This window comes from Serratia sp. SM04, assembly GCF_040280225.1.
Lineage (GTDB): Bacteria > Pseudomonadota > Gammaproteobacteria > Enterobacterales > Enterobacteriaceae > Serratia > Serratia sarumanii.
This window is the reverse complement of record NZ_JBEOQT010000006.1, coordinates 124,680-144,408: the sequence shown is the minus strand read 5'-3', so window position 1 is coordinate 144,408 and position 19,729 is coordinate 124,680. Positions and strand designations below refer to the sequence as shown.

The following is a 19,729-nucleotide window of genomic DNA, read 5'->3' as shown; positions in this document are numbered from 1 at the left end:
AAACCTTTTTAATTCAGTTTCACTCTGACAGGAAAATGCACATGGATATTCTCAGCGCGTTGACGGCGTTCGCCTCTTACTTCTTCAGCGGTTTCGCCATGGTTTTGGTGTTTCTGTTCGTCTATACCCGCATCACCCCGCACGACGAATGGGCGTTGATCAAGGCCGATAACCAATCCGCCGCCTTTGCTTTCATCGGCGCTTGCCTGGGGTATGTGATCCCGTTGGCCAGCGCGGCGATCAACTCGATCAGCCTGCTGGATTACCTGCTGTGGGGCGTGGTGGCGCTGGTGGTGCAACTGCTGTTGTTCGCGGCCGTGAAGATCTACATGCCACGCATCAGCGACAAGATCGAAGCGAACCACCTGGCCGCCGGGATTTTCCTGGGGGGCGTCTCCGTCAGCGGCGGCGTGTTGAATGCGGCTTGCATGAGCTATTAAAGGTATAAGATGGCCGAGGCGCGCCAGCCAAGCGGGTGCGCCTGTTCTTCCATCCGCAGGATGCGGTAATAGCTGGCGCCGTGCTGGCCGGCGGTGCGGGCGATGGCCTGCTCCGCCTCCTGCGGTGAACCGGGCAGATCGTTAAAGGTGATCTCGGCGATTTCACTGAGCGGCGTCACGCGATCGGCGGGCGCCAGTTCGGCGGACTGTGCGCCGGTGCTGAGCAGCCCTACTGAAAGCAGGAGGGAGGTGAGTGCGGTGGAGCGTTTCATGGCGTTCCCCTTCGTCAGATCCTGAATCGCACCCGCAACATGCGGCATGCTGTCCGCCAGTGTGCAACACCCTACTTCAGCCTGTGCAAAGCCAGTGTAAATCTGCTTAAAAAATCCCCGCCTTACCGATACAGGATCGCCTGGGAATACCATTGGCCCGGCACGACGGTTTCGCTGTTCATGATGATCACGTAATACCGGGCGCCGGCGGCGGTGGCCTTGCGCTGGATCTCCGCTTCCACGTCCATCGGGCTGCCGCGCACTACGGCGGTGACGGTACCTATCTTCACCAGCTCGGCGGTCTGCGCGCGGACGATCTCCTGCGCCTGTGCGGTGGGCGGCGGCGGCGGTTTCGGCGTGGTGGTCATGATGCCGCAGGCGGAAAGCTGTGCGGCCAGCGTCAGGATGATGAGTGTACGGACAAGCGTCATGATGACCTCGGAAGAGCCGGTAGATGGCTTCAGTGTAACGCAATATAAGCTGGAACAGATTGAGCTAACGCTGGCCGGCGCAAGTTTGTCATGATGAATGCCAACAGGTGCGTTGAGGATGAACGGATGATCGAAATTCATGACGAGCGGGCGGGCGATATCGCGGTGATCCATGCGGTGCCGGCGGGGCAGTATCATCGGCCGTTGCCGACGGTGTTTTTCTGTCACGGCTATACCTCGTCGAAAGAGGTGTACGCCTACTTCGCCTATGCGCTGGCGCGCGTCGGTTTTCGGGTGGTATTGCCGGATGCCGATCGGCACGGCGAGCGGTTCGACGGCGATGAGGCGCGGCGTCTGGCCACGTTTTGGGAGATCCTGCGCAGCAATATCGACGAGCTGCCGCAGATCAAGGCGCATTTTGAGCGGCTCGGCCTGATTGCCGACGGGCGTATCGGCGTCGCCGGCGCCTCTATGGGGGGCATGACCGCGCTTGGCGCCTTCGCGCGCTTCCCGTGGGTCCGGGCGGCCGCCAGCCTGATGGGTTCCGGCTATTACCGTTCGCTGGCGCAAACGCTGTATCCGCCGTTGGGCGCAGAGGGCGAGGCGCTCTCGCCGGCGGCGTTTGCGGCGCGCACCGCCGTGCTGGCGGAATATGAGCTGGAGGGGCGTTTGGAGACGATCGCCGGGCGGCCGCTATTGCTGTGGCACGGCGAGACGGACGACGTGGTGCCGGCGGCGGACAGCCTGCGTTTGGCGGCTGAACTGCGCCGGCAAGGTGCGGACAGCCGTCTGACGTCGCTCGTCGAACCGGGGGTGAAGCACCGCATCACGCCGCTAGCGCTGTCCGCCACGGCCGACTTCTTCCGCCGCGAGCTGTAATGCTCCGCCGGGTGCGATGCAGGGAATTGCACCGCTCTGTGCCTGCTGTTTCGGCCATCGTTTGGCCGAATAAAGGGGAGAATGCCAGCGTGAATTCTTTCAGGGCAGCAAGGAGCAAAGGGCATGATAAAAAACATCGGCAGTGCGGCCGGTTTAATGGGAACGATGAAAGCACGCGCCGAGCTTAACTCAGCGGCCTTCAGCGAGATGTTGGGGGCCGCCGACGGCAAGGCGCGGCAAAACAAGGCGAATCCGCTGTCGCGCATCACCGCGCAGACGATGCAAAACGTGACGGCGCTGTTCGCCTCCGCGGCGAAAGCGGCGCCCACTCACCCCGTGGCAGCCGGTGCGCTCTCGTTCGAACAGCGGGCGACGCTGGCGGAAAGCGCAGAGCTGCTGCAAACGCGAACGAACTATCTGCGGACGGCGCTGCAATTGCACAATCCGGGCAAGGCGTTCAGCATGCCGGCGCTGCTCAAGCTCTGATGAGGAAAGCGGAGCGCCCAACGAGCGGCGCTCCGGTGCGGACTGAACGGGCTTTCTGATGAAGCCCTGGGGATTTCCCTGGCGTGGCTTGTCTCTTTAGCGATACAGCTCGGCGCTGACGTGCATCGTGCTGTTGTCGCCCGGTTCGTGCAGGGCGATGATGCGATAAGAGGTCGCGCCGCGTTGATCGGCGATTTTACTGACCTGGCTGCTGGCGTCATCCGGCGAAACCACGTTCTGGTTCAGGGTGATGAAGCCGACGCTCTGGCGTTGATCGGCCTGGTGCGACGTGATCTCCGTGGCGGCCATTACGTTGGCGGAGAACAGGGCGGCCAGCGCCGTTGCGAGAATGATGCGTTTCATAGTGCCTCTCTTACTTTTTGCCGTTACGGCCTGACAGCGAGTGTCGCTGCGGCAAAAAGTCATTTATCTGCATTGAATAACCTGGAATCTTTTTCGTCGCGCTGTCTGCGGCGGATATGGTTAATTTTAGTCCGTTGCGGCGGATTAAAAAGCGGGGTCTTTTGATGGCCTCTTTCAAAAAAAGTGAAATAGATTTGTGACTCAGCGCTGATTTCATTGAAAGATTTTTGAAACCGATGGATCGGCGTACATAGGTTCTCCCACGAGCAAATCGTGCTATTTCCCGTAACGCCTCGCATTAACGCGAATAAAACCCACGCAGTCCTTGAGTTTCCCGCCCTGCGTCAGTATGATTACGCGTCATTTTTCAGCCGCACACTAAACACGTTCCTTGCTTCCATGGGCCGCGGTTGACCCTGACAGGAGGCTGAATAATCCGTAAGGAGCAATTCGATGCGTCATTACGAAATCGTTTTTATGGTCCATCCTGACCAAAGCGAACAGGTTCCGGGCATGATCGAGCGTTACAGTGCTACCATCACTAACGCGCAAGGTCAGATTCACCGTCTGGAAGACTGGGGCCGCCGTCAGCTGGCTTATCCGATCAACAAACTGCACAAGGCTCACTACGTTCTGCTGAACGTTGAAGCGCCGCAGGAAGCGATCGATGAGCTGGAAACTAACTTCCGCTTCAACGACGCCGTTATCCGCAGCATGGTTATGCGCGTTAAGCACGCGGTAACTGAAGCATCTCCGATGGTTAAAGCGAAAGACGAACGTCGTGGCGATCGCCGCGAAGACTTCGCTAACGAAACCGCAGATGATGCAGATGCTGGGGATTCTGAAGAGTAATTGCCGCCGTGACGGCTAATCGTCTGGTTTTGTCGGGCACTGTGTGCAAGGCGCCGGTTCGAAAAGTGAGTCCTTCCGGGATACCGCACTGCCAATTTGTGCTAGAGCACCGTTCGCAGCAGATGGAAGCCGGATTCAGCAGACAAGCATGGTGCCGAATGCCCGTGGTTGTCAGCGGACAACAGTCACAAGCACTAACTCAAAGATTAACGGTCGGCAGTCAGATTACCGTGCAAGGCTTTGTAAGCTGCCATCAAGGGCGCAACGGGCTGAGTAAATTGGTTCTGCATGCCGAGCAGATTGAATTGATAGATTCTGGAGACTAGCCAAATGGCACGTTATTTCCGTCGTCGCAAGTTCTGCCGTTTCACCGCGGAAGGCGTTCAAGAGATTGACTATAAAGACATCGCTACGCTGAAAAACTACATCACCGAAAGTGGTAAAATTGTACCGAGCCGTATCACCGGTACTCGTGCAAAATATCAGCGCCAGCTGGCCCGTGCTATCAAGCGCGCGCGCTACCTGTCTTTGTTGCCGTACACTGATCGTCATCAGTAATCGGCCACTGTCCATTAACGACTTTGAGAGGATAAGGTAATGCAAGTTATTCTGCTTGATAAAGTAGCAAACCTGGGCAGCCTGGGTGATCAAGTTAACGTTAAAGCGGGCTACGCTCGTAACTTCCTGGTACCACAGGGCAAAGCTGTTCCTGCTACCAAGAAAAACGTTGAGTTCTTCGAAGCACGCCGTGCTGAACTGGAAGCCAAACTGGCTGACGTTCTGGCTGCTGCTGAAGCTCGCGCAACCAAGATCAACGAACTGGGTTCAGTCACCATCGCTTCCAAATCTGGCGACGAAGGTAAACTGTTCGGCTCTATCGGCACCCGCGACATCGCTGACGCAGTGACTGCGGCAGGCGTTGAAGTTGCCAAGAGCGAAGTTCGTCTGCCGAACGGCGTTCTGCGTACCACTGGCGAGCACGAAGTGCACTTCCAGGTACACAGCGACGTGTTCGCACAGCTGAATGTAGTTGTGGTTGCAGAAGCGTAATTTACGCTGCTGTTAACCCGGTTAAAACGCCAGCCTCGCGCTGGCGTTTTGCTTTTCTGCGCCCGGCAAAACGCGCTACGCTTGAAGACGGGATAAAAAGGAGAGCGTGGGATGGTAAAGATTACGCTACAGCGGGTTTACGATTTCAGCGCGCCGGCGCCGGAACACTGTTATCTGATAGACAGGCTATGGCCGCGCGGCATCAGCAAGGAGCGGCTGACGGGCGTGCAGTGGCTGAAACAGGTGGCGCCGGATGATGAGCTGCGCAAGTGGTTCCATCAGCATACCGACCAGTGGGCGGTCTTCGAGGCGCGTTACCGCCAACAGCTGGCGGCCAACGACGCCTGGCGGCCGCTGGTGGCGCTGTTACGGCAGGGGCAAGCGCTGACGCTGCTGTATGGCAGCAAAGATACCGAGCACAACCAGGGCGTGGTGCTGCGCGAGTTTTTGCTGGCGCAGCTGTAGAGGTTAACGTTCCCGGCGGTAGCTGCCGTCGGCCTGGCGGCGGAACAGCGCCTGGCTGTTGTCCACCGTGGTCACCGACAGCGCGTTAATCATGCCGTTGGCGCCGCGTTCGATGCGCACTTCCTGGCCGGCTTTCATGTTGCTCAGCGGCTTGTCGCCGCCTTCCACCTGCGCCATGGCGAACACTTCATTCACCGGCAGATTGTTGTCGCGAAACAGCTGCGCCAGGGTCTGGCCGGGCTGAATTTGGTAACGCTGCCAGTTGCCCGCCGGCGTCGGTTCGTTGGCTGGAGTGGCGCCGCCGCCGTTTTGCCGCTCGGCCTGCAGCGGCACGCTGGTTTCCTGCTGGGATACCGGGAACGGCTGTCTTTCGGGCGAGTAGGGCCACAGCAGGGCCAGCAGCAGGATAGCGCCGAAAATCAGCACCCAGCGGCGGTGAAAGTAGGGCAGCGGCTCCATCCAATGGAAACCGTCCGGCAGATGCCAGACTTTGGCCAGCAGCGCTTTGACCTGCTGCATTTTGTCGTTGGCCGGCGGTGGCTCCGATGGCGGTTCCGCGCCTTCAGACGTGGGTGCGGCGCCCGGTTTCAGGCGCTGGCTGACGTTCAGCCAGGTGCGCAGCAGCGGCTGGTAGATGCGGGTGGTTTTCCTTCTCCTGGGCGCGATTCTGCCCATGGTGACCTCTCTTCGACGGCGTAATAATGAGCGCGGCGCGGCAAGCGCGTCGCCTGCCCGATATCCTGCTTTCAGTATAGTCCGCTAACTGATTGAAGTGAAAGGCGGCTGAGCGGCAGGGCCGGGGGTTTGCGGCTGCGGGCGTTAACAGAAGGTTATTGTTTCTTTTTCTACGACAAAAGTCATCATTCTCCACACAAGATTTTACCCGGCATTGACGCGCTGTTATGCTGCGCTTTCGACTTTTTACAGACTTAAGGAAAACCCCATGACAACCCCTTCTTTTGACAGCGTTGAAGCGCAAGCAAGTTACGGGATTGGTTTACAGGTCGGCCAGCAGCTGCAAGAGTCCGGGCTGGAAGGTTTGCAACCGGAAGCTTTGCTGGCGGGCCTGCGTGACGCGCTGGAAGGGAATGCCCCGGCGGTTCCGGTAGACGTGGTGCACCGTGCGCTGCGTGAAATCCACGAGCGTGCGGACGCGGTGCGCCGCGAGCGCCAGCAGGCGATGGCGGTTGAAGGCCAGAAATTCCTGGACGACAACGCCAAGCGCGACGACGTGACGCTGACCGAGTCCGGCCTGCAGTTCTCCGTGCTGGAGCAGGGCAACGGCCCGATCCCGTCCCGTCAGGACCGCGTGCGCGTGCACTACACCGGTCGTCTGATCAACGGCGACGTGTTCGACAGCTCGGTCGAGCGCGGCCAGCCGGCAGAATTCCCGGTCAGCGGCGTGATCCCAGGCTGGATCGAAGCGCTGACCCTGATGCCGGTCGGCTCCAAATGGCAGCTGTATATCCCGCATAACCTGGCCTACGGCGAGCGTGGCGCAGGCGCGTCCATCCCGCCGTTCAGCGCGCTGGTGTTCGACGTCGAGCTGCTGGAAATCCTGTAATCCCACCGAGGATTGCTCCGGGCGCCTTCGTGGCGCCCTTATTTTATGCGCCGCGCAGCGCGCGCGGGAACAGCAGATTGTTTTCCAGGCTGATGTGCTCCATCAGATCGCCGATAAACTCATCGATGCCGGTGTACAGCGCTCGCCAGGTGGTGCAGGCGCCCTCCGGCGGCGTCACGTTATCGGTGAGGAACTTCACCACTTCCAGCTGCTCACCCGCCTCGTCATGTTCATGCTCCATCACCGAGATCGGTCCGGCGGCCTGCGGCCCCATGCCCTGTTTGATCAGCGGGAACAGGATCTGCTCCTCTTTCATCATGTGATTCTCCAGATCCAGGCGGATCAGGTTCAGCTGCTTCGCCAACCCGCGCGGGCAGCTGGGTTTGTCGCCGTGCACGCGTTCGACTTTTTCCGCCATCAGCACCAGTTCGGCCAATTGCTCGCGGTGCCGCTGATGAAAGCGCGGCAGAATGTAATCGATCACTTCACCGAGCGGCGCTGTGCGCCAGTCCCGGCTTTGTTCCGGCGTGGCGGCGAGTGCGGCCAGCGCGTTCTCCAACTGGTCGATGTCCAGCCCTTTACGCTCGGCGGCGCGCGCCAGCGACTGCCGGCCGCCGCAGCAGAAATCCAGCTGATGCTGGCGAAACAGCCGGGATGCCCGGGGAATGGCGATGGCGAGCGCGCCAAGGGATTGGTTGCGGTAATCCATGGTAGTGCCTCTTTAAACGAAGGAATTTTATAACATGTATTTTAAATGCAATTTAAAGGGCGCGCCAGTGGGAAAATAGCGAAGATGGCCGGGGGGATTGCCCCGGCCGGGTGATTATTTCGCGCTTAAATCGATGCGATAGACCGTGAAGCCGATACGGTCATTGCCCTCGGCGGTCATCGGATATTGAGCGTGCTCCTTGATAAACGCCGTCGCTTTGTCCGACGGCGAAGTCTCGAAGCGGATATCCAGCGGCTGCTGGCTGTTGAAGGTCGCCAAACGCCAGTTGTTGTCCGCCTGCGGATGCACCGCGCCGTGCCGTTGGGTTTCGGCGCTGATGTAGGCCGCCAGCACCGAACGGTTCTCATCCGGCGAAGCGAAGGCGATGTGTTTGTCGCCGGTGCCGGCAAACTTGCCGCCGTAGGCGCGGTAGTTGTTGGTGGCGACCAGGAAGGTGGCGTTCGGATCGATCGGCTTGCCGTTGAAGGTCAGCTGCTTGATGCGCTCCGCCTTGTCGTTGATCAGCTGGCATTCGCCGTCGTAGCGTGCCGGCTGGCTGACGTCGATCTGGTAGTTGACGCCGTCGATCACGTCGAAGTTATAGGTGCGGAAGCCGTCCCAGTTGATCAAGCCCTGCGGCTTGGCGCTGTTGACGTCGATCTGGTTGAACTGGCCGGCGGAGCACTCCAGCCACTCTTTCACCTCTTTGCCGCTGGCCTTCACTACTACCAGGGTATTGGGGTAGAGATAGAGATCGGCGGCGTTGCGGAAGGTGAGCTGGCCCTTTTCCACTTCGACGAAGCTGGCCGGATCGTTCTTGCGGCCGCCGACCTTGAACGGCGCCGCCGCCGACAGCACCGGCAGATCGGCCAGATCCGGATCGCCCTGAATGTAATGTTCAACGTAGGCCTTCTGCGCATTGTTGACGATCTGCACCGTCGGATCGTCCTGCACCAGCGCCAGGTAGCTGTACATGTTGCCGTCGGATTTGCCGATCGGCTGGCTGACGAACTCGCGCGTGCCCTTGTGATCGTCCGCCAACACTTTCACCAGCGCGGCGTCTTCCGCCGCCAGCGATTTCTTGTTCTCTTTGTCGTAGATCGGCCGCGCTTCCGCTTTGGCGGCGGTCACTTTCCAGCTGCCGCCATCGTTGTTGAGCTGCAGGTCGACCACGCCGAGATGATCGCCCCATTGGCCCGGCATCACCGCCGGTACGCCGTTCAGCAGGCCCTTATCGATATCCGCGCCTTTGATGTTGGCGAAGTCCTTGCTCGGGAACACCGCATGGGCGTGGCCGAACATGATGGCGTCGATGCCCGGCACCTGGCTGAGGTAGTAGACCGAGTTTTCCGCCATCGCCTTGTAAGGCTCGCTGGACAGCCCGGAATGCGGGATCGCCACCACCAGATCGGCGCCCTGTTTACGCATTTCCGGCACGTAGCGCTTGGCGGTGGCGGTGATGTCGTCCACCGTCACTTTGCCCTGCAGGTTAGCTTTATCCCACACCAGGATCTGCGGCGGCACGAAGCCGATGTAGCCGATGCGCAGCGTATGCGCCTTGCCGTCGCGGTCTTTCACCGGCGTATCGACGATGATGTAGGGCGTGAACAGCGGTTTTTGCGTTTTGGCGTCGATGACGTTGGCGTTGATGTACGGGAATTTGGCGCCGGCGATGGCGTTCTTCAGGTAGTCCAGCCCGTAGTTGAATTCATGGTTGCCGATGTTGCCGACCACGTAGTCCAGCGTGTTCATCGCCTTATAGACCGGGTGCACGTCGCCCGGCTTCAACCCCTTGGCCGCCATGTAGTCGCCGAGCGGGCTGCCCTGAATGATGTCGCCATTGTCCACCAACACCGCGTTGGTAGCCTGTTGGCGCGCCTGCTGGATCAGGCTGGCGGTGCGCACCAGGCCGAACTTGTCGGTCGGCGTGTCCTTGTAGTAATCGAAGTCCATCATGTTGCTGTGCAGATCGGTGGTTTCCAGCACGCGCAGATCGACGGTGGCCGCCTGCGCCGAGGCGCACACCAGCAGCGCAAGCGCGGACAGCGTCAGGGGATGCTTCATCATTTGGGGGCTCTCCATTCCATTTATTCGAGTGTTATCGCAGAGGGAAATGTAATTAACATTGCTTGCCACAGCAAACTGTGAAGTGTGGCAGAAAACGGCGGCAGGTAACGCGGGGAAGTTCACAGTTGTGCCCAACAAGATCTGAGGAATTCCCGGGGGTTAGCCGGTTGAGATGGATATTCGGCGTAAAAAAAACTAGTCTGCTAGCAGAGACAGAGGGAAATTTCCCACGGAGATGCAGAGTTGAGGTGCATGATGTTAGAGCGAATTTGCCAACTGTCCCGCGAGGCGGGGGCGGCGATCATGGCGGTGTACGACGGTGAACAACCGCTTGATGTCGCACAGAAAAAAGATGATTCACCGGTGACGGCGGCCGATCTGGCGGCGCATCACATCATCAAGCGCGGCCTGGCGGCGCTGACGCAGGAGGTGCCGCTGCTGTCGGAAGAAGATCCGCCGGCGTGGGAAGAGCGCCGCAGCTGGACGCGTTACTGGCTGGTCGATCCGCTGGACGGCACCAAAGAGTTCTTGCACCGCAACGGTGAGTTCACGGTCAATATCGCTCTGATTGAAGAGGGGCAGGCGGTGATGGGCGTAGTGTACGCGCCGGCGATAGACGTATTGTATCTGGCGGAGCGCGGCAAGGCCTGGAAAGAAGAGAAGGGCGTGCGGCAGGCGATCGGCGTCAGCAATGCGCACCCGCCGCTGGTGGTGGTGAGCCGCTCGCATATCGACGACGAGCTGAAAGATTATCTGCAGCAGCTGGGCGAGCACCAGACCGTGTCCGTCGGCTCCTCGCTGAAGTTCTGCCTGGTGGCGGAAGGCAAGGCGCAGCTCTATCCGCGCTTCGGGCCGACCAACATTTGGGATACCGCCGCAGGGCATGCGGTGGCGGTGGCCGCCGGGGCGCAAATTCACGATTGGCAGGGCAGGCCGTTGCTCTATACCCCGCGTGAATCCTTCCTCAACCCCGGCTTCCGGGTGTCGCTGTTCTGAGTTAGTTCGCCAACAGCTGGTGCAGCTTGGACATCACCTGCTGCACCTCTTCCGGCGTCAGCGCGCCGTCTTTGGCAAACTGAATGCGCCCTTGCTTATCCAGCACCACGATGGCGGAGCCTTTCGGCTGCAGATCCCAGGCCTTGCGCACGTTACCGTCGCTGTCGACGATAAACTGCGACCACGGGAACTCCTTCTTGCTGTCTTCAATGCTGCTGCGCACAAACATCGCGGTGCCCATCAGGGCATCGTCGGTGTTGACGATTGTCGTCGTTTGGTAACGATCGTGTGGTAGCTTCGCCTTCTTGATCGCTTCAATCAGTGGGTCGTTCATGTCTTTGGCGGAGCTGCGGCCGGCAATATGTTGTATCACTCGCACTTTTCCACTGAGCTGCGCGCTGTTCCAGTTCTGGTAGCTAAAATTACCTTCAGCGTAATTGAGCTCTCCTTTGTCGCTGACGCCGACCGGCGCCACGCGCTGCTGGAGCTGGAAGTTGTGCGCGGAAGCGAAAAGCGGGGCGAGCAGCAGGGATACCATCAGCATGCGACTTGTTTTCATGCTTTCTCCTTGTAATGGGGGGAATTTGTGCGACAGCACTTCGACAGCCTAAAGCATAGGATGTGATAAGAGGTCTGTCCTGTTAACCGGATCGCAGATTTTCCCTTGGTTCGCTAATCATCAGATTTTGAAGGGATATCCTGAAAACGTTATAAATTATCATATACAATTCTGTCAAAAAGTGTAAATCCAGTGCAGATCACCGGGCAGAAGTGAACGATCTGGTCTTTACTGGGTCTACTACATGCAATCAAGTTGCGTTCTGAATTTCGAGGCTGCCACTTTTGGCGGCTCGCTGAGCGCATGGATCAACGGGAGGAGCGTAAAAGAATGAGAATCTTCCAGCGTTATAACCCTTTGAAAGTGGCGAAGTACGTTAAGACCCTGTTTCGCGGAAGGCTGTATATCAAGGACGTGGGCGCATTTGAATTCGACGAGGGGAAAATCCTGCCGCCGAAGATTCGCGACAAGCGCCATTTCAGCGTGATGTCTGAAGTGAACCGTCAGGTGCTGCTGCTGCAGGCCGAGATGGGGTGAACACCTCGCTGACAGCGGTAAAAAAAATGCGGCCCCGATGGGGCCGCTGATGTTTTTGTCTTATCGCCTCAAGCTACGGGGTGTCTTCCGGCGCTTTCGGCAGCACCGCCGCCGGTTTGTCGCTCAGCCGGGTGACCAGCAACTGGTCTATCTTGTAGCTGTCGATATCCACCACTTCGAACTTGTAGCCGGCGTATTTGACGAAGTCGGTGCGTTTCGGGATCTTGCGCAGCATATACATCATAAAGCCGCCGATGGTCTCGTAGTTGCCCGCCTGCGGGAACTCGTCGATATCCAGCACGCGCATCACGTCGTCGATCGGCGTGCCGCCCTCAATCAGCCATGAGCTTTCGTCGCGCGCCACGATCTGCTCTTCCTGGCCCTGGCCGACCAAATCGCCCATCAGCGTGGTCATCACGTCGTTGAGGGTGATGATGCCCACCACCAACGCATATTCATTGAGGATCACCGCGAAGTCTTCGCCGGCGGTCTTGAAGCTTTCCAGCGCTTCGGACAGCGTCAGCGTATCCGGCACGATCAGCGCCGAGCGGATCTGCACGCCGCTGCTCAGCACCAGGCTCTGGTTGCCCAGCACGCGGTTCAGCAGGTCTTTGGAATCGACGTAGCCGACCACCTGATCGATATGGCCGTCGCACACCAGGAACTTGGAGTGCGGATGGGTCGAGACCTTCTCCTTGATGCTCTCTTCGCTTTCGCGCAGGTCGAAGTACACCACGCTTTCGCGCGAGGTCATCGAAGACGGCACGGTGCGCGATTCCAGTTCGAACACGTTTTCAATCAGCTCATGTTCCTGCTTGCGCAGCACGCCCGCCAGGGCGCCGGCTTCCACCACCGCGTAAATGTCGTCGGAGGTGATGTCGTCCTTGCGCACCATCGGCAGCTTGAACATACGGAAGATCAGGTTGGCCATGCCGTTGAAGAACCACACCAGCGGGCGGAAGATCATGATGGAGAAACGCATCGGGTTGATGATCCGGACGGCGACCGTCTCTGGTGCAATCATACCGATGCGCTTCGGGGTCAAATCGGCGAACAGGATAAACAGGCTGGTCACCAGCACGAAGGAGCAGATGAAGCTGACCTGTTCCGCCAGTTCGGGCGACAGGAAACGATCGAACAACACCTTGAAGGTGGGAGAGAAAGCCGCGTCGCCGACGATACCGCCGAGGATGGCCACGGCGTTCAGGCCGATCTGCACCACGGTGAAGAAGATGCCTGGGGTTTCTTGCAGTTTAAGCACTCTGGCGGCGTTGACGTTGCCTTCGTCCGCCATCAGCTTCAGTTTGATCTTGCGCGAGGCGGCCAGAGAGATTTCCGACAGTGAGAAGAACGCACTCACCGCGATCAGAAAAAGAATCAGTAAAATACTGTTTAACATAATCTATCCATACGTGCCGACGGGATGCCGGCGCTCTTGAGGAAGGGTAGTACATAGTAAAAAAAGCAGCGATAACAACCAGAAGGGAAGCTATCGGGCCGCAGAAGCGGCCCGCACAGTATAGCAGTTGCCCCACAGGGGCCGCCAGCGGTTAAAAAAGTGCCGCCGGCCGGCATCGGATCAGCCCTGCGGCGGCAGGCAAACGCCGATGCCGCCCAGCCCGCAGTAGCCTTCCGGATTCTTGAACAGGTACTGCTGATGATCGTCTTCCGCGTAATAGAACGGCAGCGCCGGTGCGATCTCGGTAGTGATGACGCGCTTGTCGCCCGCCGCCTCCATCGCCTGCTGGAAGCGCTGCAGGCTGCTTTCCGCCTCGGCCTGCTGCTCCGGGCTCAGCGTATAAATCGCCGAGCGGTACTGGGTGCCGACGTCGCCGCCCTGGCGCATGCCCTGCGCCGGATCGTGATTTTCCCAGAACACCTGCAGCAGCTGTTTGTAGCTGACGACCTGCGGATCGAACACCACGCGCACCACTTCGGCGTGGCCGGTCTGGCCGCTGCACACTTCGCGGTAGGTCGGGTTCGGCGTGTAGCCGCCGCTGTAGCCGGCGGCGGTGCTGTATACGCCCGGCTGCTGCCAGAACAGGCGCTCAACGCCCCAGAAACAGCCCATGGCGAAGATTGCCACCTCCATGCCTGCCGGCACCTGGGTCATCGAGTGTTCGGTGACCACGTTGAGCGTTGCGACAGGCATTGGCGTGGTGCGGCCAGGCAGCGCGCTTGCCTTATCGACGGTTTGTGATTTATCAAAAAATGGCACCACGGTTGACTCCTGTTGTCACAGTAAGAATTGACCCTACATGGGGGCGGTTCGGTTGTATCTCACCGCGTCTTTGCCCACAATAAGTGGCAAGTTGAGTTTATGTATAAGCTTAACGCAGTATTTTGAGCGCCAAAAGTGAAGAATTCGCCTGTTGCGCGGTGGTGGCAAGCGCGGCGGGCGGTGTCCGGAACAAGGTTGAAGAGGGCTGCCGTCATGATAGCGCGGAGTCTGCCCTGGCCCCGGAGCGAACACCATAACAGGAAAGTAAAATCAATAAGGAGAACACGTGCCAAAGTACCCGGTCATGTGCTTGATATCTGTGTTGCTTGCGGCACCTGCGGCCTATGCGGCCAACGTGCGCTTGCAGGTGGAGGGGTTAAGCGGAGAGTTGGAAAAAAACGTCCGGGTGCGGCTGTCGTCGATCACGCCTGAAGAGGTCGGCACCGACGGGCGCTTCCGCGCGCGGGTGGATGAGGCGGTGCGCCAGGGGCTGCGCGCGCTCGGCTATTACCAGCCGACCATCGAGTTTACGCTGGACGATCGGCCGGGGATGTCGCGCCCGGTGCTGCACGCCAAGGTCAATCCGGGCGAACCGGTGCGTATCGCCGGCGCCAACATCGTGCTGGAAGGCGGCGCGAAGACCGATGAGGACTATCTGGCGCTGGTGAAGAAGGGGCGGCCGACCATCGGCGAGATCCTCAACCACGGCAAGTATGACAGTTTCAAAGGCTCGCTCACCGGCCTGGCGCTGCGCAAAGGCTACTTCGACGCCGACATGACCAAAAGCCAACTCGGCGTGGCCGAAGATCTGCACAAGGCGTTTTGGGATATCGATTTCAACAGCGGCGAACGTTACCGCTTCGGCAAGGTGAAATTCACCGGTTCGCAAATCCGCGAAGACTATCTGCAAAATCTGGTGCCCTTTCATCAGGGGGATTACTACAGTTCGGAGGATTTGGCCGAGCTGAACCGCCGTTTGTCCGCCACCAACTGGTTCAACTCGGTGGTGGTATCCCCTGATTTCAACGATGCCAAAGAGAACAAGATTTTGCCGTTGGACGCGCTGGTGACGCCGCGCACGCGCAACACCGTCGAAACCGGTATCGGCTACTCCACCGACGTCGGCCCGCGGGTGAAAGGCACCTGGAAAAAGCCCTGGCTCAACGATCGCGGGCATAGTCTGGAAACCAGCGCCAGCGTGTCGGCACCGGAGCAGCAGCTGGATCTGACCTACAAAATCCCGTTGCTGAAGAACCCGCTGGAGCAGTATTACCTGCTGCAGGGCGGCCTCAAGAACGTCGATCTTAACGACACCAAGTCCGTCACCTCCAAAGTGGTGGCCTCGCGCAACTGGGATCTTTCCAGCGGCTGGCAGCGGGCGATCAACCTGACCTGGCGCTGGGATAACTTTACCCAAGGTAACGTCAGCAACACTACCATGCTGCTGTATCCTGGCGTCAGCTTCAGCCGCACCCGTTCGCGCGGCGGTCTGATGCCGACCTGGGGCGACAGCCAGCGCTACTCTATCGACGTGTCCGACACCTCCTGGGGCTCCGGTGTGGACTTTGCGCTGATGCAGGCGCAGAACGTCTGGATCCGCACCCTGGCCGACAAGCATCGTTTTGTGGCGCGCGGGCAGGTGGGCTGGATAGAAACCAACGACTTCGACAAGGTGCCGCCGGATTTGCGCTTCTTCGCCGGCGGTGACCGCAGCATTCGCGGCTACAAGTACAAAGACATCTCGCCGCGCGGTGACGACGGCAAGCTGACCGGCGCCTCCAAGATGCTGACCGGCTCGCTGGAGTACCAATACAACGTGACCGGCAAATGGTGGGGGGCGATGTTCGTCGACTCCGGTGAAGCGGTGAACGATATCAAGAAGAGCAACTTCAAGACCGGCGCCGGCGTAGGCGTGCGCTGGCAGTCGCCGGTGGGGCCGGTGAAGCTGGATATCGCCGCGCCTGTGGGAGACAAGGACACCCACGGGATGCAGTTCTACATCGGTTTGGGGCCTGAACTATGAGCCTGGTTAAAAAGATTTGTCTCGGATTTCTGGTCGTTCTGCTGTTGCTGATCGGCGGCCTGGCCTTCCTGATAGGCACCACCACCGGTTTGCATATGGTCATCAACGGCGCGGCGCGCTGGGTGCCGGGGCTGGAGATCGCCGGCGTCAGCGGCGGCTGGCGCGATCTGACGCTGAAGGGCGTGAAGTATCAGATGCCGGGCGTGACGGTCAACGCCGGGCAGTTCCATCTGTCGCTCGATCTCTCCTGCTTTAAGCGCAGCTCGTTGTGCGTCAATGCCTTGACCGCCCAGGATGTGGACGTGGCGGTGAACACCAAAGAGATGGCGCCTTCCGCGCCGGTGGAGGAGAGCAGTGAGCCGACCACCAATCTCAGCACGCCTTACCCGATCACGCTGCGCCTGTTGGCGTTGAACAACGTCAAGGTCACCGTCGACGACACCGCCATCTCGCTGGCCGAGTTCCGCACCGGCGCGCAGTGGCAAGAGCGCGCGCTGACGCTGATGCCGACCAAGATCGGCTCGCTGCTGATCGCCTTGCCGAAAACCCCGCAAAACCCGCTGCCGGAAGCGGTGCAGCCGGCGGTCGAGGTGGCGAAAAAGGTCGGCGAGCAGGTTACCGACGCGGCGAAGCCGGCACCTCAGCCGGAAGAGAAGCCGCTGGGCGAAACGCTGAAGGAACTGTTCGCCAAACCGCTGTTGCCGGATCTGCCGGACATCCGCCTGCCGCTGGATATCACCGTCAAAGAGATCAGCGGCGAGCAACTGCGCTTGACCGGCGATACCGACGTGCTGATCACGAGCCTGTTGCTGCAGGCCAGCACGCAGGATCAACATATCCAGCTGGACAACTTCGACGTGAAGTCGCCGCAGGGCACGCTGTCGCTGCAGGGGCAGGCGACACTGACCGGCGACTGGCCGGTGTCCCTGACCGCCAACAGCGCGCTGAACATCGAACCGCTGAAGGGCGAGAAGGTGAAGCTGAACGTCGGCGGCGGGCTACGTGACGAGCTGAAGGTGGCGCTGAACCTGTCCGGCCCGGTCGGCGCCCAGCTCGATGTGCAAACCCGGCTGGCCGAAGCCGGCCTGCCGCTGGCGCTGACGTTGCAGAGCAAGCAGCTGAAATGGCCGCTGAGCGGCGAGGCGCAGTATCAGGTCAACGATTTCCGCCTGCGCTTTAACGGCAAGGCGACCGACTACGCGCTGTCGACGCGCGCCAATCTGAAAGGCCAGGACTTGCCGCCGGCGGTGCTGACGCTGGACGGCAAAGGCAACGTCGAGCAGTTCAAGCTGGAGCGCCTGCGCTTGGCGGCGCTGCAGGGCAATACCGATCTCACCGCGTTGGTGGACTGGAGCAAGGCCATCAGCTGGAACTCGCAATTGACGCTGAGCGGCATCAATACCGCCAAGCAGTGGCCGGAATGGCCGGCGAAACTCGACGGCAAGATCACCACGCGCGGCAGCCTGCACGGCGGCAGCTGGCAACTGCAGGTGCCGGTGCTGCAGCTGGACGGCAACGTGAAGCAGAACAAGGTCACGGCGCGCGGTACGCTGAGCGGCAACGCCGCCGGGCAGTGGAAAATCCCCGGCATCGATCTGGCACTGGGGCGTAACCAACTGAACGTCAAAGGGCAGCTGGACGAGAAGAGCTGGAACCTGGACGCCAACATCGACGCGCCGCGTCTGGACGGCGCGCTGCCGGGCCTGGGCGGCACCGCCAAAGGGCTGCTGAAGCTGCGCGGCAATCTGCAGGCGCCGCAGCTGCTGGCGGATTTGACCGCATCCGGCCTGCAGTGGCAGGCGCTGCGCATCAACCGCGTGAAAATAGACGGCGACGTGCGCTCCACGGATCAGATTCAGGGGCAACTGGCGGTACGCGTCGAGCAGCTGAAGCAGGATGCGCTGGAGGTCAGCCTGTTGACCCTCGACGCCAAGGGCAGCGAGAAGCAGCACCAGCTGCAGCTGAAGATCGACGGCAAACCGGTCTCCGGCCAGCTGGCGCTGCAGGGCAGTTTCGATCGCCAGCAGCAGCGCTGGCGCGGCAATCTGAACAACACTCGCTTCGATACGCCGGTCGGGGAATGGCGCCTGACGCGCGCCATCGCGCTGGACTACCTGAACACCGAGCAGAAAATCAGCGTCGGGCCGCACTGTTGGCAGAACCCGAACGCCGAGCTGTGTGTGCCCAAGACCATTGAAGCCGGCCAGAGCGGCCAGGCCAGCGTGGTGCTCAACCGGTTCGATCTGGCGATGATCAAGCCGTTCCTCGGCCCGGAAACCGCCCTGAGCGGGGTGTTCACCGGCCGGGCCGACGTCAGCTGGAAACCGGGCGGCGCGCTGCCGGAGGCGAAAGTCACGCTGGCCGGCAACGGCGTCAAAGTGGTGCAGCAGGTGCAGGGCAACGCGCTGCCGATCGCCTTCGACACGCTGACCCTCAACGCCGGCCTGAACAACGGTCGCGCGCTGGCCGACTGGCGGATCAAGCTGACCAACAACGGCCAGTTCGACGGCAATATCCAGGTGGCGGATCCGCAGGTGCGGCGCACCATCAGCGGCAACGTCAATATCACCAACATCTCACTGGCGCTGATCAACCCGGCGCTGATGAAGGGCGAAAGCGCGGCGGGCATGCTGAACGCCAACCTGCGCCTGGGCGGCAGCGCGCAGAAGCCGCTGGTGTTCGGGCGCCTGGCGTTGGATCGGGCGAAGGTGCAGGGGCACTGGATGCCGTTCGATATGACCGACGCGCGGCTGGCGGTGAATTTCAACGGCATGACCTCGACGCTGGAAGGGCTGCTCAGCACCACGCGCGGCCAGCTGAATCTGGCGGGCGACGCCGACTGGCGCGATATCAACGCCTGGCGTGCGCGCATTGCCGCCAAGGGCGATAAGCTGCGGGTGACGGTGCCGCCGATGATCCGCATCGACGTGTCGCCGGATCTGGTGTTCGAAGCCACGCCGCAGCTGTTCTCGCTCAACGGCAAGGTCGACATTCCCTGGGCGCGCATCACGGTGCAGGAGCTGCCGGAAAGCGCGGTGGGCGTCTCTTCCGACGAGGTGATGCTGGACGACCAGCTGAAGCCGATTCAACCGAAGACCGCCTCGATCCCGATCAACAGCAATCTGATGATCCACGTCGGCAATGACGTGCGGCTGGACGCTTTTGGTCTGAAAGCCCGTCTGAAGGGCGACCTGAAGGTGGTGCAGGACAAGAAAGGGCTGGGCCTCAACGGCCAGATTGACATCCCTTCCGGCCGCTTCCATGCTTATGGTCAGGATTTGATCGTGCGTAAAGGGCAGCTGATGTTCTCCGGCCCTCCGGATCAGCCGCTGCTGAATATCGAGGCGATCCGCAACCCGGAATCCACCGAGGACGATGTGACCGCCGGCGTGCGCGTGACCGGCCTGGCGGATGCGCCGAAGCTGGAAGTGTTCTCCGATCCGGCCAAATCGCAACAGGAAGCCCTGTCTTATCTGCTGCGCGGCCAGGGCTTGAGCAGCTCCGGCGCCGACGGTAACGCCATGACCTCGATGTTAATCGGCATGGGGGTTGCACAAAGTGGTCAACTTGTGGGTAAAATCGGCGAGGCATTCGGCGTGAGTAATTTGGCTCTGGACACTCAGGGGGTTGGCGACAGTTCCCAGGTTGTCGTGAGCGGCTATGTTCTCCCAGGCTTACAAGTAAAATATGGGGTGGGCATCTTCGACTCCTTGGCCACGCTGACGTTGCGTTATCGCCTGATGCCTAAGTTGTATCTTGAAGCGGTGTCTGGTCTCGACCAGGCATTAGATTTGCTCTATCAGTTTGAGTTTTAG

At 60.2% G+C, this 19,729-nt stretch carries 23 protein-coding genes; 13 read left to right on the top strand and 10 right to left on the bottom strand.

Annotation, left to right across the window (positions count from 1 at the left end):
• Positions 1-41: 41 nt before the first annotated feature.
• Complete coding sequence (locus tag ABTW55_RS11260) at positions 42-440, top strand: DUF350 domain-containing protein (protein WP_060422745.1); 399 nt, start codon at positions 42-44, stop codon at positions 438-440.
• Here ABTW55_RS11260 and ABTW55_RS11255 read toward each other — a convergent pair.
• Positions 437-712: a DUF1471 domain-containing protein gene (locus ABTW55_RS11255; RefSeq protein WP_033638652.1), complete on the bottom strand. Its 276-nt coding sequence runs from the start codon at positions 710-712 to the stop codon at positions 437-439. The two genes, ABTW55_RS11260 and ABTW55_RS11255, sit on opposite strands and share 4 nt — an antisense overlap.
• Before the next feature lie 122 nt (positions 713-834).
• The gene (gene bsmA / locus ABTW55_RS11250; protein WP_033648696.1) at positions 835-1,143 is read right to left on the bottom strand and encodes a biofilm peroxide resistance protein BsmA; all 309 of its coding nucleotides are present in this window, start codon (positions 1,141-1,143) and stop codon (positions 835-837) included.
• A gap of 126 nt (positions 1,144-1,269) precedes the next feature.
• Here bsmA and yjfP point away from each other — a divergent pair, with 126 nt between their 5' ends.
• Positions 1,270-2,022 (top strand): esterase, encoded by a 753-nt coding sequence (yjfP, locus tag ABTW55_RS11245; protein ID WP_060422743.1) that lies wholly within the window; start codon positions 1,270-1,272, stop codon positions 2,020-2,022.
• Between the two features lie 123 nt (positions 2,023-2,145).
• Complete coding sequence (locus ABTW55_RS11240) at positions 2,146-2,508, top strand: hypothetical protein (RefSeq protein WP_060422741.1); 363 nt, start codon at positions 2,146-2,148, stop codon at positions 2,506-2,508.
• A 96-nt stretch (positions 2,509-2,604) separates the two neighbouring features.
• Here the strand turns inward: ABTW55_RS11240 and ABTW55_RS11235 are convergent, their stop codons facing one another.
• Complete coding sequence (locus ABTW55_RS11235) at positions 2,605-2,871, bottom strand: DUF1471 domain-containing protein (RefSeq protein ID WP_033654897.1); 267 nt, start codon at positions 2,869-2,871, stop codon at positions 2,605-2,607.
• Between the two features lie 10 nt (positions 2,872-2,881).
• Positions 2,882-3,088, bottom strand: coding sequence for a hypothetical protein (locus tag ABTW55_RS11230; RefSeq protein ID WP_125863085.1), 207 nt, complete (start codon positions 3,086-3,088; stop codon positions 2,882-2,884).
• A gap of 236 nt (positions 3,089-3,324) precedes the next feature.
• Here ABTW55_RS11230 and rpsF point away from each other — a divergent pair, with 236 nt between their 5' ends.
• The 5 genes from rpsF (at position 3,325) to ABTW55_RS11205 (ending at position 5,238) form a co-directional block, all read left to right on the top strand.
• A complete protein-coding gene (rpsF, locus tag ABTW55_RS11225) occupies positions 3,325-3,723 on the top strand; it encodes a 30S ribosomal protein S6 (protein ID WP_004933634.1) in 399 nt (132 codons plus the stop codon).
• 8 nt (positions 3,724-3,731) lie between these two features.
• Positions 3,732-4,049 (top strand): primosomal replication protein N, encoded by a 318-nt coding sequence (priB, locus tag ABTW55_RS11220; protein ID WP_049233092.1) that lies wholly within the window; start codon positions 3,732-3,734, stop codon positions 4,047-4,049.
• Between the two features lie 4 nt (positions 4,050-4,053).
• Positions 4,054-4,281, top strand: coding sequence for a 30S ribosomal protein S18 (gene rpsR / locus ABTW55_RS11215; protein ID WP_000135199.1), 228 nt, complete (start codon positions 4,054-4,056; stop codon positions 4,279-4,281).
• A gap of 39 nt (positions 4,282-4,320) precedes the next feature.
• Entirely contained in the window at positions 4,321-4,773 is a 453-nt protein-coding gene (gene rplI / locus ABTW55_RS11210; RefSeq protein ID WP_004933629.1) for a 50S ribosomal protein L9, read from the top strand.
• A gap of 111 nt (positions 4,774-4,884) precedes the next feature.
• On the top strand, positions 4,885-5,238 hold the full coding sequence (locus tag ABTW55_RS11205) for a DUF488 domain-containing protein (RefSeq protein WP_060422738.1): 354 nt from the start codon (positions 4,885-4,887) through the stop codon (positions 5,236-5,238).
• Between the two features lie 3 nt (positions 5,239-5,241).
• Here ABTW55_RS11205 and ABTW55_RS11200 read toward each other — a convergent pair whose 3' ends face one another.
• The gene (locus tag ABTW55_RS11200; protein WP_039567835.1) at positions 5,242-5,913 is read right to left on the bottom strand and encodes an OapA family protein; all 672 of its coding nucleotides are present in this window, start codon (positions 5,911-5,913) and stop codon (positions 5,242-5,244) included.
• A gap of 268 nt (positions 5,914-6,181) precedes the next feature.
• Between ABTW55_RS11200 and fklB the strand changes: the two genes are divergently transcribed.
• Positions 6,182-6,802, top strand: coding sequence for an FKBP-type peptidyl-prolyl cis-trans isomerase (fklB, locus tag ABTW55_RS11195; RefSeq protein WP_004933618.1), 621 nt, complete (start codon positions 6,182-6,184; stop codon positions 6,800-6,802).
• Between the two features lie 43 nt (positions 6,803-6,845).
• On the opposite strand, the gene ytfE is transcribed toward fklB, so the two are convergent.
• Both ytfE and ABTW55_RS11185 read right to left on the bottom strand, forming a co-directional pair.
• A complete protein-coding gene (gene ytfE / locus ABTW55_RS11190) occupies positions 6,846-7,511 on the bottom strand; it encodes an iron-sulfur cluster repair protein YtfE (protein WP_033648691.1) in 666 nt (221 codons plus the stop codon).
• A 114-nt stretch (positions 7,512-7,625) separates the two neighbouring features.
• A complete protein-coding gene (locus tag ABTW55_RS11185; RefSeq protein WP_060422735.1) occupies positions 7,626-9,578 on the bottom strand; it encodes a bifunctional 2',3'-cyclic-nucleotide 2'-phosphodiesterase/3'-nucleotidase in 1,953 nt (650 codons plus the stop codon).
• A 255-nt stretch (positions 9,579-9,833) separates the two neighbouring features.
• Between ABTW55_RS11185 and cysQ the strand changes: the two genes are divergently transcribed.
• Positions 9,834-10,574, top strand: coding sequence for a 3'(2'),5'-bisphosphate nucleotidase CysQ (cysQ, locus tag ABTW55_RS11180; protein ID WP_060422796.1), 741 nt, complete (start codon positions 9,834-9,836; stop codon positions 10,572-10,574).
• Between the two features lies 1 nt (position 10,575).
• On the opposite strand, the gene ABTW55_RS11175 is transcribed toward cysQ, so the two are convergent.
• Positions 10,576-11,133 (bottom strand): YtfJ family protein, encoded by a 558-nt coding sequence (locus tag ABTW55_RS11175; protein ID WP_033636799.1) that lies wholly within the window; start codon positions 11,131-11,133, stop codon positions 10,576-10,578.
• Between the two features lie 330 nt (positions 11,134-11,463).
• On the opposite strand from ABTW55_RS11175, the gene ABTW55_RS11170 reads away from it, so the two are divergent.
• Positions 11,464-11,670 carry a DUF1107 domain-containing protein gene (locus ABTW55_RS11170; RefSeq protein WP_033636801.1) on the top strand — a complete coding sequence of 69 codons (207 nt, stop codon included), beginning with the start codon at positions 11,464-11,466 and terminating at the stop codon, positions 11,668-11,670.
• 73 nt (positions 11,671-11,743) lie between these two features.
• Here the strand turns inward: ABTW55_RS11170 and ABTW55_RS11165 are convergent, their stop codons facing one another.
• Positions 11,744-13,069, bottom strand: coding sequence for a hemolysin family protein (locus tag ABTW55_RS11165; RefSeq protein WP_033636802.1), 1,326 nt, complete (start codon positions 13,067-13,069; stop codon positions 11,744-11,746).
• A gap of 180 nt (positions 13,070-13,249) precedes the next feature.
• Positions 13,250-13,891, bottom strand: coding sequence for a peptide-methionine (S)-S-oxide reductase MsrA (msrA, locus tag ABTW55_RS11160; protein WP_033648689.1), 642 nt, complete (start codon positions 13,889-13,891; stop codon positions 13,250-13,252).
• A gap of 304 nt (positions 13,892-14,195) precedes the next feature.
• Between msrA and ABTW55_RS11155 the strand changes: the two genes are divergently transcribed.
• Both ABTW55_RS11155 and ABTW55_RS11150 read left to right on the top strand, forming a co-directional pair.
• Positions 14,196-15,914: an autotransporter assembly complex family protein gene (locus ABTW55_RS11155; RefSeq protein ID WP_194243329.1), complete on the top strand. Its 1,719-nt coding sequence runs from the start codon at positions 14,196-14,198 to the stop codon at positions 15,912-15,914.
• Positions 15,911-19,729: a translocation/assembly module TamB domain-containing protein gene (locus ABTW55_RS11150; protein WP_039567824.1), complete on the top strand. Its 3,819-nt coding sequence runs from the start codon at positions 15,911-15,913 to the stop codon at positions 19,727-19,729. Before ABTW55_RS11155 ends, ABTW55_RS11150 begins: the two co-directional genes overlap by 4 nt.

Bases quoted from the DNA above. Each gene is read 5' to 3' on its own strand.
- rplI (WP_004933629.1), top strand. From the start codon at position 4,321: ATGCAAGTTATTCTGCTTGATAAAGTAGCAAACCTGGGCAGCCTGGGT.
- ABTW55_RS11260 (WP_060422745.1), top strand. From the start codon at position 42: ATGGATATTCTCAGCGCGTTGACGGCGTTCGCCTCTTACTTCTTCAGC.
- fklB (WP_004933618.1), top strand. From the start codon at position 6,182: ATGACAACCCCTTCTTTTGACAGCGTTGAAGCGCAAGCAAGTTACGGG.
- ytfE (WP_033648691.1), bottom strand. From the start codon at position 7,511: ATGGATTACCGCAACCAATCCCTTGGCGCGCTCGCCATCGCCATTCCC.
- ABTW55_RS11175 (WP_033636799.1), bottom strand. From the start codon at position 11,133: ATGAAAACAAGTCGCATGCTGATGGTATCCCTGCTGCTCGCCCCGCTT.
- yjfP (WP_060422743.1), top strand. From the start codon at position 1,270: ATGATCGAAATTCATGACGAGCGGGCGGGCGATATCGCGGTGATCCAT.
- bsmA (WP_033648696.1), bottom strand. From the start codon at position 1,143: ATGACGCTTGTCCGTACACTCATCATCCTGACGCTGGCCGCACAGCTT.
- ABTW55_RS11230 (WP_125863085.1), bottom strand. From the start codon at position 3,088: ATGAAATCAGCGCTGAGTCACAAATCTATTTCACTTTTTTTGAAAGAG.
- ABTW55_RS11205 (WP_060422738.1), top strand. From the start codon at position 4,885: ATGGTAAAGATTACGCTACAGCGGGTTTACGATTTCAGCGCGCCGGCG.
- ABTW55_RS11185 (WP_060422735.1), bottom strand. From the start codon at position 9,578: ATGATGAAGCATCCCCTGACGCTGTCCGCGCTTGCGCTGCTGGTGTGC.
- ABTW55_RS11235 (WP_033654897.1), bottom strand. From the start codon at position 2,871: ATGAAACGCATCATTCTCGCAACGGCGCTGGCCGCCCTGTTCTCCGCC.
- cysQ (WP_060422796.1), top strand. From the start codon at position 9,834: ATGTTAGAGCGAATTTGCCAACTGTCCCGCGAGGCGGGGGCGGCGATC.
- ABTW55_RS11150 (WP_039567824.1), top strand. From the start codon at position 15,911: ATGAGCCTGGTTAAAAAGATTTGTCTCGGATTTCTGGTCGTTCTGCTG.
- ABTW55_RS11240 (WP_060422741.1), top strand. From the start codon at position 2,146: ATGATAAAAAACATCGGCAGTGCGGCCGGTTTAATGGGAACGATGAAA.
- rpsR (WP_000135199.1), top strand. From the start codon at position 4,054: ATGGCACGTTATTTCCGTCGTCGCAAGTTCTGCCGTTTCACCGCGGAA.
- ABTW55_RS11170 (WP_033636801.1), top strand. From the start codon at position 11,464: ATGAGAATCTTCCAGCGTTATAACCCTTTGAAAGTGGCGAAGTACGTT.
- ABTW55_RS11200 (WP_039567835.1), bottom strand. From the start codon at position 5,913: ATGGGCAGAATCGCGCCCAGGAGAAGGAAAACCACCCGCATCTACCAG.
- ABTW55_RS11255 (WP_033638652.1), bottom strand. From the start codon at position 712: ATGAAACGCTCCACCGCACTCACCTCCCTCCTGCTTTCAGTAGGGCTG.
- ABTW55_RS11165 (WP_033636802.1), bottom strand. From the start codon at position 13,069: ATGTTAAACAGTATTTTACTGATTCTTTTTCTGATCGCGGTGAGTGCG.
- rpsF (WP_004933634.1), top strand. From the start codon at position 3,325: ATGCGTCATTACGAAATCGTTTTTATGGTCCATCCTGACCAAAGCGAA.
- ABTW55_RS11155 (WP_194243329.1), top strand. From the start codon at position 14,196: ATGTGCTTGATATCTGTGTTGCTTGCGGCACCTGCGGCCTATGCGGCC.